This window comes from Paenibacillus sp. J22R160 (assembly GCF_059692135.1).
The window spans coordinates 279,604-294,331 of the sequence record NZ_JCAUAU010000005.1; the positions used below are offsets into that span (position 1 = coordinate 279,604).

Genomic DNA, 14,728 nt, shown 5'->3' on the forward strand with positions numbered 1-14,728 from the left:
TGCTCTATCTCCCTTCTCAATGAAGTATGCTAGGGGTTACTTTGCCTGTTTCGTTTTGGCTAATTCTACTTCTACCGCTTTCATAGCATCTGCAGGAGCGACAGCTCCCGTGACAATACCCTCTGCAGCCGCATACCATGCATCTTTCGCTTTAGCAGGCAAATATACACTTGGATTGTAACCTGCGCCGTTTTTCAGCAATGCTGTGGCTGCCTCAATGGCGGGATCATTTTTTACCTTGCTAGACGCTTCAATTACTGGAACTAAAGATCCTCCATTAGCTACTGAAATGGATAAATATTGTTCACTCGATACCCAATTCAGCCATTTTTCCACAGCAGGCATCTTTTTAGTGGTAGCGTTTACAATCCAGCTGTGTGCGAGTCCGGCGCTGGGGCGCGATGGACGAGTTGATTCACGCGAAGGCAGCAGGAACGAATCAAATTTGCTTACGTCTGTTCCCTTTTTTCTTTCAACGGCTATAAAGCCCTGTGAGGATATCGTCATTGCAGCCTGCCCATTCAGGAAAGCGGCTTGAGCTTGCGCTTGATCGATAGCGCTCGCTTCCTTGCCGTCCAAATATTTGGAGTCTACAAGCTGCTTCAGCATTTCTCCGCCGAGAATGATATCTTTCTGATCAAATTTCCCTTTTCCATAAATAACTTCCGTCATCTGATCTTTGCCAGCTGCCGCTTCGACTAAGTTGCCGAGCATCCATCCTCCGCCAATTCCTTTACGGAATCCTGCTGCTATCGGAGTAACGTTAGAACTCTTCAGTTTTTCACATATGCTTAAAAATTCATCCCAGCTTTTAGGCGGTTTCAAACCGTATTTATTAAATATTTCCTTGTTGTAATAGACGGAAAACACATCTACGCCTTCAACTAGCTCGAATATTTTTCCGTTCCCTTGGATCCGTGTTTGATCGATTACCCACTTTTGGTAACGGCTCTCGATATTATATTTTTTCAGTGTATCATCGATTGAAAGAATTAACCCCGCAGCTGACAGCTGACCGACGCGTCCGGGACCCGAGCTGGCAACCATGACATCTGGGCCGCTGCCAGAACGAAGCAAAGCTTGGATTGAACCATCCTCAAAATCATTGTTACCTGGATTGAACTCTATCTTTATGTAAGGGTTTTCCTTCTCAAAAGCTTCGATCACGGCTTTGGTATACTGATATTCGATGCCGCCTAACTTCAAAGTAACTGGAGAATTGGAGTTGCTGGATTGGTTGGCTGAACTATCCTCCTTTGGACCGTCTGCTGGAGCCACACCGGTAGCCTTACTAGCTCCGGGCGCTGTGGCGCTGCAACCCATAATGGCAACTAGAAGGAAAATTAAGAATAGAGACATAGAAATCCGTTTCAACGAAATCACCCCTTCATTTGGTTTAACTCCGAGAATCCGTTTACAAGCACTTTGTGCTTGTTGCCCTCCCTTCAATATTATTTAACTATAATAAATAACATTTCTTTAAATTCAACATTGTTGAATAAATTCATTTTATAATTATCCTCTTTATTTTGCAACTACTTTCTAAAATTAATTTCAAATAGTCAACATCTAAAACTATCAAAAATTTATAACAAAAAAAGGTAAAACATCTCATCTGTTTTACCCTAAATTATTTATCGGCTTATTAATTTGAAGCGGTATTTGACTTCGACTGAGTAAACACGGCCACATATTTCACCTCTTCGGTAACTGGGATTAAAGTATGCTTCTCAATAGAATCAAAATAGAGGCTGTCGCCAGGTTTCAACGTATACTCCATACTACCTACTTTGTACCTCATCTCGCCTTCCAGTAAATATATAAACTCTTCTCCATTATGGCTGTAAACATTCTTACTATCATGCTCTTCCTTGCGTGAGATAAAAAGAAAGGGCTGCATCAGCTTCTCGCCTCGCTCAACAGCAAAAGTGAAAAACGAGTAACCTTTATCCGTTTTAACCATTTTGGAGTGGCTCATTTCCTTCGTCGTATGAATGGTTCCTGTACGCTGCTGATCATCCAATAAAATAGACACTTTCGTACCGAGGGCATCCGCAATTTTAATTAAAGTTGAAATAGGAGGAACCGTTTTCCCATTTTCTATTTTGGATAACAAGCTTTTGGAAAATCCGCATGCGTTGGCTATATCCAGCAGGTTCCTGTTTTGTTCTGTCCGCAGTTTTTTGATTTTATTTCCCAAATCCATCATAGTTTAATCTCCTAATTTAATTTGTTTCAACTATGTTTATACTAACTACACGGAGTGGAATAAGTCAAGAATAATGTATGGAATGTTGTCACTTAACCAATAAGTTCGCCACTTTGGAAATCTTATGCTTCCAATAAAGGAGAACAAAAAACCGGCACCCCATCGGAGTCCCGGCCTTCATTTACCCAACCTCGCTCAACTTCCCATCCCAAAAATACACAACCCGCTTCGCCTGCTGCGCAATCGCTAAGTCATGCGTAATCAACACAATCGTCCTGCCCTGCTCATTCAGCCGCTTAAAAATCCCCAAAATCTCCGCACTCGTCTTCGAATCCAGCGCACCGGTAGGCTCATCCGCCAGGATAATCGCTGGATCGCCCGCCAACGTCCGAGCTATCGCAACACGCTGCTGCTGCCCGCCGGAAAGCTCAGACGGCAGATGCCGCCTGCGGTCCAAGATATCTACCGCTTCCAGCGCTTTCATGACAAGCGGCTTCCGCTCCTTGTTACTCATGCCCCGATAGATGAGCGGAAGCTCCACATTTTCATACGCATTTAACTTTGTTAAAGCTCTGAAAGACGAACCCGATTATCCAATTCCGGATCTCAGCCAACTGTGAATCCTTCATCCGATTAATGGCCTTACCGTCCAGCACATAGTCCCCACGATCCGCAACATCTAAGCAGCCCAAAATGTTCATCAGCGTCGATTTACCAGAACCCGACGGACCCATAATCGCCACGAACTCGCCGTGATCGATCTCTAACGAAACATCATCCAACGCACGAACCGTCCGAATCGTCCGACGACGACTTCCTTCTCGCGGTCATCCAAAATCTCTAAATTCCGATATATTTTGCTTTTCTCTATCTTCAATTGAACCTTATCTACGACATCGTCGGCTTCCGTACCGAGGATGTCGATCAACGTGATTTCATTCCCCTCTTTGTCCGTTCCGATGGGATCATGCAAGGACACATCCTTGCGTGTTTTCTTCAGCGAGCGAAGATGCATAAGTATTTCGTTCTCAATACAACGAGCTGCAAAAGTCGCAAGCTTCGTGCCCTTATTCGGTGAGAACGACTCGATTGCTTTGATCAAGCCGATCGTTCCGATCGAGATCAAATCCTCGAGATCTTCTCCGGTATTATCGAATTTTTTGAGGTTGTGAACACGAAGCAACTTTACACTCCCTCAAAAACAAAAGAAAGAGTTGCCGAATGGTAGCTCTTTCTAGTTTTGCTAGGTGCCCTTGTATTATTTCAAACAAAGTTTATTCATCTTCTTTAAAAACAGGAATAATATCCACTTTAAATTCAAACTTATTTTCATTTAACTGATACTGTTCCAACAAGTGCGGTCCACATGAACCCGAGCCCACTCCACTCATTCGGTAATCTAGATGGATTATCGTCTCTTTACGTTTGGAAAGCTTGTAATTGTGTGAAGTCTTCGTCAAATCATTCGGAGCGAAGTGAGAAGCGTTGAAAGAGAATGGACGCTCAGCCTCAAATCGCAGTCCCATTCCAAGTAAGTTCGTGACAGTTGACCATTCTGTTCCATATCGGGAACCATTCTCCTGAGGCTTAATGTAATCCTCAAACATCCCATCAACAGAGGTTCTATACTTGCCCTTCCTCACGCATTGCCGCTTATCCTGATAGCTTTCATGCGGGCCGAATCCAACATATTCAACTTCTTCTGAGCCTTCCGGCATCGTCATCTGCAGTCCGAAACGAGGCAAAAACGGAAGCCCTTCGCGCAAACGAATATCTGCCGCAAGCGATATTTTACCTGAGCCAGAAATTGTCCATACCGCACGTCCATGCAAAATAGGATATCGAATGTATCCACCTAAGGAGAAATTCACGCAAATTTCGATCTTCGCGCCCGTGCGTCTTTGCCATTCACAGTCATAAACCTTCATCGTCGTTCGATCGAAGCCTTCCTCCATCCACAATTTTTTTATATACATATCGTTGTCTGTCGGTGCGCGCCAAACAGTGAAGACAGCAGGACTACTCAGTAACTCAACCCCATTCTTAGACAATCCGATGAAGATTCCTGCCTCCATGTCAAAGGTATGAATAAAATCCAAGCCTTCTATTCGCAGTTTAGATCGACTCTCTCTAACATGTAATGCTTCGTTTTCATTGCGATGTTCATGTACAAAAACTTCTGTTTGTATTGGTAAAATGAACTGCTCAAAGCTGATCTCGTGCCCTAGCTCAGCCCAACCTGTTTCATACTTTTGACGGAATGATAACGTTAAGACAATCTCGTGCTGCGAAGAAGGAGGAAGTTGATAAGGAATGTGCAACTCGGATTTCCCTTTTGCAGGTACATGAAGATCCATTTCCATGCCTTGTTCAAGGATTTCACCGTGGCTCTCCGTTTTCCAATGCAGTGAAACATGCGACAAATCGATAAAGTCATAGTGATTGAAGATACTAAATATCCCTGTTGTCAAATTGATCTCTTTCGCTCTAACAGGCGCTATAACTTGTTTAAGTTCGAGCAACCCGGTATGGGGCTGGCGATCTGGACTAACAAGACCATCCAAGCAGAAGTTGCCGTCATTCGGCAGATCGCCAAAATCTCCACCGTATGCATAATGAGGAATACCCTCCATGGAGGTTGTTGCAATGCCATGATCGCACCATTCCCAGACACACCCTCCCATTAAATTGGGATACTTGTTAATAGCTTCCCAATAATCATGTAAATCTCCTGAACTATTTCCCATGGCATGGCTGTATTCACATAAAAATAAAGGCTTCTCATTCAAGGGATTCCTGCCATACTCCTCAAGATAATTTACCGACGTATACATACGACTTTCTATATCTAAGCATTCGATATGATTACTGCCTTTATTATCAGGGGCAGCTCCTTCATAATGAACCAGTCTGGAGGGATCGCGCCTTTTCGTCCATTCGGCCATTGCGATATGATTGGAGCCATAGCCTGACTCATTTCCCATAGACCAAATAATGATTGAGGGATGATTCTTATCCCGTTCCACCATTCGTATGGCGCGTTCCACGAAAGCATCTCTCCACGTTACATTCTCAGATAGCTTATGTATTGCGCCGTTCTCCCAATTACCAGCCATTCCAATGCCATGGCATTCCAGGTCGGCTTCATCTATGACATAAAATCCAAGCTCATCACATAGATCCAAAAACCTTGGATCATTTGGATAATGCGCGGTACGAACCGTATTTATATTATGCTTTTTCATAAGAAGCAAATCTTGTTTCATATGTTCGAATGGGATGGTTTGTCCAAGCTTGGGATGCGAATCATGCCGATTGACGCCTTTTAGCTTCACAGCAACTCCGTTTATCTGGAAAACACCATCGTTAATAGCAATGCTCCGAAAGCCGACTTGGAATCGTAAAATTTCATTTCCAGCTTTCAGAATGAGTTGATAGAGGTGAGGTTGTTCCGCATTCCAAAGATAAGGATTTTCAACTCGGAGTTGAAAGGTTCCCTGACAGATTCCCTGGCTCGATCCGATCATATAGTCCGAGGAATCAACCACTTGATTGTATCTGTCTCGCAACTCAGCCTTTACCTCAAGTTCGCCCGTTGACGCCAACGTAATGTTCAAATCCGCAAATGTATATGCCGAGTCAAGTTCCTGCTGAATATATACATCTCGAAGGTAAGTCTGATTTCTAGCTAGTAAATAAACATCCCGGAAAATCCCGGAATATCTCCACGAATCCTGATCTTCCAGATAAGTACCGTCACACCATTTTAAAACCATAACCGCTATCCGATTCCCGCCTTGTTTCATATACGGTGTAATGTGAAATTCTGCTGGCATACGACTCCCTTGACTGTAGCCAACATATTCACCATTTACCCATAAATAAAAACACGAATTGACGCCTTCAAAAACAATATACTTATCTTTCTCTGACCATCGATTAGATAGTTGAAAATCCCTGATATATAGACCTGCAGGATTCGTATTAGGCACGTAAGGAGGATCACATGGAATGGGATAGTTGACGTTGGTATAATGCATGTGATCGTAGCCATTTGTTTGCCAGCAGGATGGTACTAGCAAGCTATCCCAAGACTGTGTGTCAACATCTGATTGATAAAACTCGTCGATGACTTGATGCACACTTTCCTTATACTGAAATTTCCACAGGCCGTTCAATGTCTGATAGTAAGATGAGCTGCCTCTACGAGTAAGCTGATCTCCGTTGCTTTCATCATGAGGAATATAAGATGCCCTTGCAGGCTCCCTATTTTCTTCTAACACCTTTGGATCTTCCCAAAATTTATGTACTGGAATCATTCGCATATCTCCTTCTTTGCAATATTGGGTTGCACGATATAAATAAACAGACTGCCGATGACCACAGCAGCCTGTTATTCACTTACCTATTGGATTCAAAGACCCAATGAATTCCGAATACTCATTTCTAAAGGCGAATAATCGACTTCCTGACTTCGAGTCAGATTCATACGCTCTTTCAACGGTGTTGTCTTATTGCACATGAAGCGCGGAATTCCACTGTGGTTCTGAGATGCTGTGTGGTAAAGAAAGGGGTGACAAAGAATGATATCCCCTGCGGATGCTGTAGTCTCAACAACCCGCAATTCTATCCCATCAGCATCCGTATGCAACGTGTTCATAAATTTTTCAAATCTTTTCCCCGTGCTTTCGTCCGGTGATTTCGTTAGCCCTGTCAGCTCCGACAAGTACGGGTGTTGCTTATTTAAGCTATCAATCGCTGCTTGCGATTCCATCCCCTCAGGATGCCCTGATAGAAACCGAGCTACTAGCTTATGTGAGCCTTCCAGCACTAACGTGCCGCCACCACGAGGACCTATTTCGGAAAAAATACATAGACATAGGAGTCCTTGCTCGGGACTATCGACATAATGCCGGAAATGACTGCCATCCCAATGCCAGCCATCTGTAGGAACATCCCACTCTCTGTCAGCCCCGAGTGCAAAATTGACCGGCCACCAGCCCCACGTCGATTGAACCTCATCCATTCCATACACACCGCGATCTTTCCAACGACCAGGTCCAATCAAGTCCTCAATCGCATCCGCCATTCGTTGCGTATTGCATTGGTCAAAATCAGGACTTCGATACGCTTCCTGGATATAAATAATGGGTTTATCCCAAGTTGAAGGATCTTCTTGATGAACCCCTCTCTCGCGAAGCTTTCCCCATAGGAACTGTTGACAAGCTAGCGCAATTTCTCGCGGGAAGGCTCCACTTACCTTCACCCATCCAAGCTCCTTAAATTGTTCGATTTGATCGGAACTTAATACTTTCTCAAACATATGAGCTCACCTCGAACTATACGGCTTGTTTAGGTCTTACTTCTTCGTTTTAACCCACTCGTCAAGTTGCTTTTGTTTTTCGGCAATAATTTTATCCACACCAATTGCTTTTAATTTACTGATATATTTAGGTAAATATTCTTTGGGATCAACGGTACCTGAGAATAAACCAGGTTCGAACTCTTTTTTCGCATTATTAAAGGCGGCAATCTCATTTTTCACAGGTTCTGGGTTAAAAATAAATCCGAGTACACTTGCTGTTTCGGCAGATTCATTGAACTTTTTGAAATTATCCCACTTTTTGGGGTTTTCATTTGCCCACAGATAATCATTAAATTGGTTACCGAACATCCAAGCGCCATTCAAAACATAACCTGATGTTGTACCGTCTAAGCCAGCAGGGAAGTCAATAATATTTTCGCTCTTTTTAACAAAGTGCTTTCCTTCGATTCCGAAAGCGAGCAAATTAACTAAATATTTGTCTGTATAAAGTAAATTCAGGAACATCATCGCGCGATCTGGATCCTTTGAAGTTCTGGAGATCGATGTCATGGATCCCGTCGTATCGGAAGTTCTAACGATCGGCTTGGTTAATTCTACTTGTACCCATTGAATACCGGAAGCCAAACTATCCTCAGCATCTTTACCAGGCTTAAGCTGTTGGACATACGAGAATGCCTTTCCAGCCTTTAAAGCCCCTGTCGTATCCCCAATAGTTGCAGCATCTTTATTGACGTAACCTGCCAAATACCACTTGCGGGCTAAATCCATTTGATCTTTTGCTTTTTGGGTTTCAAATGCATTAACAACTTTGTAATCTTTGGCTCCTCTCACAACCGAACCAGGACTGCTGTCGCCTAAATCCTCATAATTCAACGGATTCAGTACCCAATCGATACTTGTATCTTTATTCAAATATAGGGGAGTCACACCAGGTTCTTTATCTTTAATCATCTGATAAATCGGCTCTAGATCTTCCACTTTTTTGATTTTTGTAATGTCGATTTGGTATTTATCAACCAAATCTTTGCGCAGCATAACCCCTGCTTGACTAGCTACCTCTTTATTAATGGGTAAACCATACTGTTTGCCATTCACCTTAGATCCATCCAACAAGACTGGATTAATTATTTTTTTGAGATTCGGTGCATTTTTGTCAATGAGTGCCGTCAAATCAATAATGTTACCTTGTTGAATTTTCGTGCCAAAGTTATCCCAGTTCATGGTTTGTAATAAGTCAAATGGCTCACTTGATGCAAACTTTAAGTTAACCTTATCCTGCCAGCTTCCCCAATCGATCACGGATAATTCAAAGGAGGCATTAATCTTATCCTTCAAGTATTTACTAACTTCTTGATTCACCTGCGCTAGATCTTTAGGTGCACCTGATCCAGGTACGACCATCTTGATCGTATACGGTGCCAGCTCAGGTTTGTTGGACGGGGTGACTGTCTCTACTTTCGTACTAGCGACGGGTGTTGTACTTGCGATCACCTCTTCCTTTTTGGTACTGCAGCCCGTCATTACAACGGATAAGGAAAGAAAGGTTGCCATGGATAGTTGAACTGTTTTATTAGTGTTTTTCATACTTGACCTCCTAAGTATATATCTACTATATACTAACCAGCGTATAACTGGAATTAGCCTTTTACAGCACCAACGGTCAAACCTTTTACAAAATACTTTTGAAAGAATGGGTAAGCGAATATCATCGGGCCCGTTCCAATAATACACATGGCCATTCGAACCGTTTCATTCGGCACCTTGGCGATTTCGGATGAACTGATACCAGAGGCGACCTGCGCATTCGATATTAAAAACTGTAGATTGATTAAGACCTTATACATCATGTACTGGAGATTGATGATTTTGTCATTGTTAATAAAGATTAGGCTGTTATACCAACCATTCCAATAACCAAGGGAGTAGAACAATCCAATCGTCGCAAGAACAGGAAGAGATAACGGCAACACAATTTGCGCAAAAATTCTACCTTCACTTGCCCCATCTATACTTGCCGATTCAATAATCGAGGGATGGATTGTCGTTTGGAAAAATGTTCTCATGACGATGACGAAGAAGGCATTCATCAATAATCCTGGGATAATCAAAGCAAATATCGTATCTTTCATATGAAGAATATTGGCAAACACCAAATACCAGGGAACAAGACCGCCGTTGAAAATCATGGTAAAGAAAATGATGAAGGAGAACAATCCACGATAACGAAAGTCATTTCTTGATAATGGATAAGCAAAGAGTGCCGTGATTAATAAACCAGTAATTGTACCTACAACGGTTACGAGAATGGAGATCCCATAAGCTGTTATTATATTCTGTATATCAAACCAGAGATATTGATAAGCAGCTAAGCTGAATTTGTGAGGAATTAACTTGTAACCTTCCAGCGCTACCCATTTTTCATCCGAGAACGAAACAGATACAACGAGTAACACCGGCATGAGACTTAAGCAACTGTAGAACAGGAAAAAGAAGTTAAGCATGATGTTTGTTTTGTTAGTAATCGCAAGCGGATCTTTATATTTCCTTTTTATGCTAGTTGCATCATGTAAACGCTTTTCCGTAGCCATAGATGTATCCAAGCTCATAATCTCCTTTCCGCTTTACTAAAAGAGTGCGTTTTGTTTATCTATTTTACGAACCAGATAATTCACACCTAAAACTAGTACAAAACCGACTACAGCTTGGTACAATCCTGCTGCTGATGACATCCCTGTATCCCCTAAGCGGAGCAATGCGCGATACACGTAGGTGTCAATGACATTTGTCGTCGAGTATAAGGCCCCTGCATCCAAAGGCAATTGATAAAATAATCCGAAATCGGCATTTAAGATGTGCCCGATCGCTAGCAGGGTTAGAATGATCATCATCGGCTTGATGGCGGGAAGTGTGATGTTCTTCGTTAGCTGCCATTTCGTAGCGCCATCCGTAATTGCAGCCTCATAATACTCTTTATCAATACCTGCGATTGCCGCAAGATAGATAACGGTTGAGTAACCAATGTTTTTCCAAATATGGACAATGGGTAAAATATAGGGCCAATATTTAGGCTCACTGTACCAGGAAATCGGGTCAATACCCAAAGGAGCTAAAATATTCCTATTTAGAAACCCAAACTCCTCACTCAGAAATGAGAAACCCAAGTAACCAACAATGACAGCCGATAAAAAATACGGGAGAAACATCACACTTTGGTACAAATTAGCATAGTAGCGATTTTTTAATTCATTCAAAAAAATTGCGAAGGTAACCGAAAACACTAAGGTTGATGCAATAAATACAAGATTGTATAAGATTGTATTTCGGGTGATCACCCATGCATCACTTGAATTAAACAAAAATTTAAAATTGTCGAAACCTACCCATGGACTTTTCCAAAAACCCAACGCATAATTAATGTTTTTGAACGCAACAACCGTTCCGAACATTGGAATGTAATTGTTGAAAATTAAGTAGATGGTCCCCGGCAACAACATGAGAAGTAGGTACCGTTCTTTACATATATTTTTCAACAATGATCCTTTTCTCGATTTTTGAATCATCGTAATCACCTCCCTCCATAGTCGAACATCTCTGTTACCCTTATTATAAAGGTGTGAAATCAAGGTTCCTACGAAGTAAAATGACCTCCCTGACGGTTTTATGACAATCAACATCTATAAGCAATCATCATGTAAACATAGATAAACCCTTGGATGAATTAAGACATTCATTCAAGGGTTTATCTGCGAAAGTCAACCTATATTTTGGTAATGTTTGCGAAATTCTTGTGGGCTAATCCCTACTTGTTTCTTGAACATTTTGGCAAAATGAGAGAAGTTATCATAACCCATTGCTTCGCAGATTTCACTTATCTTGAGATTCGATTCGGTCAGCATGGTTTTGACTTTCGTCATTTTGGCATAGATGATAAAATCCATCAAAGTTTGTCCTGTTTCTTTTTTGAACAGCCGTGATAAATAGGCAGAATTCAAGTAAACATATGAGGCAATGCTTTCTCTGGTCGCATCCTTTAAGTTGGCATGCACATATTGTTTGATTTTTTCGATTAATGAGGAATTATCCAGCTCTTGGCAATGAATATAGTCGACTCCAGCTGTGATAATACGTGATGCCCACAATTTAAATTGAACGATTGAACGTGTAGCTGATGCTTCCCCAACCCACTTTTTGGAACCGATGAACTCCTTTACGGACCAACCTCTTTTATGTGATACCTGATAAACCATTTGCAGCACCGAATGATACAAAACGTCTATCGTTTCGGAAGTGATCGTCTGATCTTGGAGCCCTGTCAAGACGGCTTCCATTCTGTTCAAGAGCTCTTCTTTTTTACCAAGTTCAAATAATACCGCCCAATCTACCCAATCAATCACAACAGATGATTTTTTCTGATCCGAAGGATTCGCTGGCTGCCCTTGTTGAAATTGAACAACCTTCATATTGGTAATATTGCATGCTTCCAAATCAAGTAATGCATGATAATTCTCACTTAACTCCTTGAAATGTACAGGCTTCCCCACGTAACAAGATAAGCTGCAATAAAATAATTGTGCGCATGCTTCAATATACTTATAACAAATCGAGTGTAATTCGTTCAATTGAAGGTCTGTATGCGCTGTCAAATGGATCAAAATGAGATGAATGCCGTTTCGATCTTGAATAACATCCCCTGCCATGGATTGAAAGAACATTTCCGCCGCGGCATTGCGAAGCGCATACTCCATAATTTCTTCATCACGCAAGCTAAACTCTTTATTCCAAAGTTCTACACTAAGTAGAATTGGCAAAATCAGCGTATCCGGATCAAATGAGAGATTATAGGATGGCAGCAATTCTTTCAAGTTCTCCGCATTCGGAATGACACGCTGAGATAGAATGTCTTGCCAAAACCGCTCCGTCAGCAGCGGCTTCTGCTTTTCCCACAGCTTGACATACGTTTGGTAGGTTTCATCAAATTGATCTACCTTCTTCACTTCCTTAAGCCTGTCTAGCGCTTTAAGCATCACTTGCTGCAATTGAACCATATCAATGGGCTTCAGTAAATATTCGAAACTTCCTAAACGAACAGCCTGCTGTGCATAAGAGAAATCCGCGTGTCCTGTCAAGAAGACAGTCACGATTAGCGGGTAGTGTTCTTTCACCCAATCAACCAATTCAAGTCCGTTACTCCCGGGCATCTCAATATCGCTTAGCATAATATCTATGTTAACCGTACGCATAATTTCCATAGCCTCATCGGCATCATACGCACAATAAATGCCACTATACCCCAGCTCAGACCAATGAATCCCTTTCAAAAGTGCCTCTACGGCATACACTTCATCATCGACAATAAGCAAATTATTCATCCAAAATGCCTCCTTGATCTGCTGCGACCAGTTGAATAGGAATGATTAAGCGGATGATGGTTCCCTTCTCAACACCATTATCAAACAAAATTTTCACTTGTGAGCCATACTTTATTCGTAGACGATGGTGAACGTTCCAAATGCCAAGATGGTTATGGCCTGAACCTGATCCCTCCGTATATTGACCCGTTTGAAACATTTGCAACTTATCCGCTGGAATTCCCTTTCCGTTATCGATAATGAGTACCTCATAACAGTCTGGTGAGCCTACCGATGGCTGTACCTTTATTTCAATATGAAAGATGGCCTTTCCTTTATCCATCCCGTGAATAATCGCATTCTCCACAAAAGGTTGAATCATTAAGGGAAGCACGCTATTCTGCGAATACGCCTCTGGCATGGATATATCAAACAACAATTTATTGGGAAAACGCAGTTTTTGAATTTCTAAATAATGCTCGATATGTCCAAGCTCTTCGGAAAGTAAAATCGTATCCCGATGAGCCCGAGTAATAAAGCGAAAATAATTAGCCAAATGTTTGGTCATTTCTTGAACTAAGTTATTTTTTTCTAGCAAGGATAAGCTGAAAATGATATTTAAGGAATTCAAGTAAAAATGCGGGTTAATTTGGGTCTGTAGATGATTGAATTCAGCTTTTTGCGCTTTAAGCATTTCTTCATATACATTAATTTTCAACGTATGAATTTGGGAGGACATTTTGTTGAATGTTTCGATTAAGAAGGAAAATTCTGTGGTCGAATTATCTTCTAGTCTAACATCCAGATCCCCACGGGTAATTCGACGCATCCCTTTAATGAGGATATTCATTGGCAGCAAAACAACTTGCTTTACAAATAATAGATAAAAAATGAGTACAATGAGCAATCCTAAGGGAATCAAAAAGAGCAGACGTTGAAAATAAAGCAGCTTTTGAAGCAAAACTTTTTCAGGAATGATGACCGAGAGACTCATTGTCGCGTACTGAAAAGGGAAGCCAACAAGCAAATACTTGGTCCCACTCGCAGCATTTGAAAACGAGACATATTTGGAGTAAGAATGGTTCCATTTCTTGACAATCTCATTCATATTATCCATGGATAATGTAGTTGGTAGCAGCGGTGTCCCGTCATTGGACATAAGCAAGAGTTCTTTCCAACTGCGTCCATGGTTAGGTAACTGCAGAGGACGCAATAAACTTTCAATATCAATCACTGCACCAACATAAAGCTCTCGATTAATTTCCTTTGGACTGATTTCGATGACTCGTACCAAATAGTTTTTATGTTCCCAAGACATGATCTGCCAGTTGAGAAAATCAATATGCTTATTGTCTTGAAAAAACGAATGTAAAACGCCTTCGAATTTTTGTACATCTTCATAGGTATTCTGTTGCGTGATCATATCATTATTTTTCTTCGAATAGACAAAGAACGTATCGATCCCTTTATAAATACTAAGATCATCCTTAAATTTTCGTAAAAACCATTGTTTAGCCATGAAATATTCGCCGCTATCCATGGAGTACAATGTAAGCGGAATCAAATTGGTATAGGAAAAATCACTAGTGCCTAGACGTAAAATATAATTGCTCGTATCTTCCAACGTTTGATCTAGCAAGGTAACTTTGGATTCTAGAAGATCATAGTAAGACTGCGACACTTCATTTCGAACGACATTCATCGAATAAAAATTATTGTAAAACAGAAAAAAGATCAATGGAGCCGTAACGATAAAAAAACCAAGAATGAATTTGAATTGCAATGTTTTTTTTCGAAGCATTCCGCTAACCTCTTTTTTACTTCATTTTATTGGAAAAACATGTC

At 41.4% G+C, this 14,728-nt stretch carries 9 protein-coding genes and 2 pseudogenes; all 11 read right to left on the reverse strand.

The features are described 5' to 3' along the window. Positions 1-36: 36 nt before the first annotated feature. A complete protein-coding gene (locus AC58UW_RS14980) occupies positions 37-1,374 on the reverse strand; it encodes an ABC transporter substrate-binding protein (protein ID WP_497421437.1) in 1,338 nt (445 codons plus the stop codon). A gap of 271 nt (positions 1,375-1,645) precedes the next feature. Continuing rightward, positions 1,646-2,209 carry a helix-turn-helix domain-containing protein gene (locus tag AC58UW_RS14985; protein ID WP_497421438.1) on the reverse strand — a complete coding sequence of 188 codons (564 nt, stop codon included), beginning with the start codon at positions 2,207-2,209 and terminating at the stop codon, positions 1,646-1,648. A gap of 181 nt (positions 2,210-2,390) precedes the next feature. After that, positions 2,391-3,009, reverse strand: a pseudogene (locus tag AC58UW_RS14990) (ABC transporter ATP-binding protein). After that, a pseudogene (locus tag AC58UW_RS14995) lies at positions 3,003-3,392 on the reverse strand (sigma-70 family RNA polymerase sigma factor); the annotation flags it as partial. The pseudogenes AC58UW_RS14995 and AC58UW_RS14990, both read right to left, overlap by 7 nt. A 91-nt stretch (positions 3,393-3,483) precedes the next feature. Further along, entirely contained in the window at positions 3,484-6,528 is a 3,045-nt protein-coding gene (locus tag AC58UW_RS15000) for a glycoside hydrolase family 2 TIM barrel-domain containing protein (RefSeq protein ID WP_497421439.1), read from the reverse strand. Between the two features lie 95 nt (positions 6,529-6,623). Next, positions 6,624-7,532, reverse strand: a complete 909-nt coding sequence (locus tag AC58UW_RS15005; protein ID WP_497421440.1) for a phytanoyl-CoA dioxygenase family protein — start codon at positions 7,530-7,532, stop codon at positions 6,624-6,626. Positions 7,533-7,568: 36 nt separating this feature from the next. Continuing rightward, a complete protein-coding gene (locus AC58UW_RS15010; protein ID WP_497421441.1) occupies positions 7,569-9,119 on the reverse strand; it encodes an ABC transporter substrate-binding protein in 1,551 nt (516 codons plus the stop codon). 53 nt (positions 9,120-9,172) lie between these two features. Further along, entirely contained in the window at positions 9,173-10,135 is a 963-nt protein-coding gene (locus tag AC58UW_RS15015) for a carbohydrate ABC transporter permease (RefSeq protein ID WP_497421442.1), read from the reverse strand. A 24-nt stretch (positions 10,136-10,159) separates the two neighbouring features. Beyond that, positions 10,160-11,095, reverse strand: coding sequence for an ABC transporter permease (locus AC58UW_RS15020; RefSeq protein ID WP_497421443.1), 936 nt, complete (start codon positions 11,093-11,095; stop codon positions 10,160-10,162). A 192-nt stretch (positions 11,096-11,287) separates the two neighbouring features. After that, complete coding sequence (locus AC58UW_RS15025; RefSeq protein WP_497421444.1) at positions 11,288-12,904, reverse strand: response regulator transcription factor; 1,617 nt, start codon at positions 12,902-12,904, stop codon at positions 11,288-11,290. Next, entirely contained in the window at positions 12,897-14,684 is a 1,788-nt protein-coding gene (locus AC58UW_RS15030; protein WP_497421445.1) for a sensor histidine kinase, read from the reverse strand. The genes AC58UW_RS15025 and AC58UW_RS15030 overlap by 8 nt, the downstream gene beginning before the upstream one ends. Between the last annotated feature and the right edge of the window lie 44 nt (positions 14,685-14,728).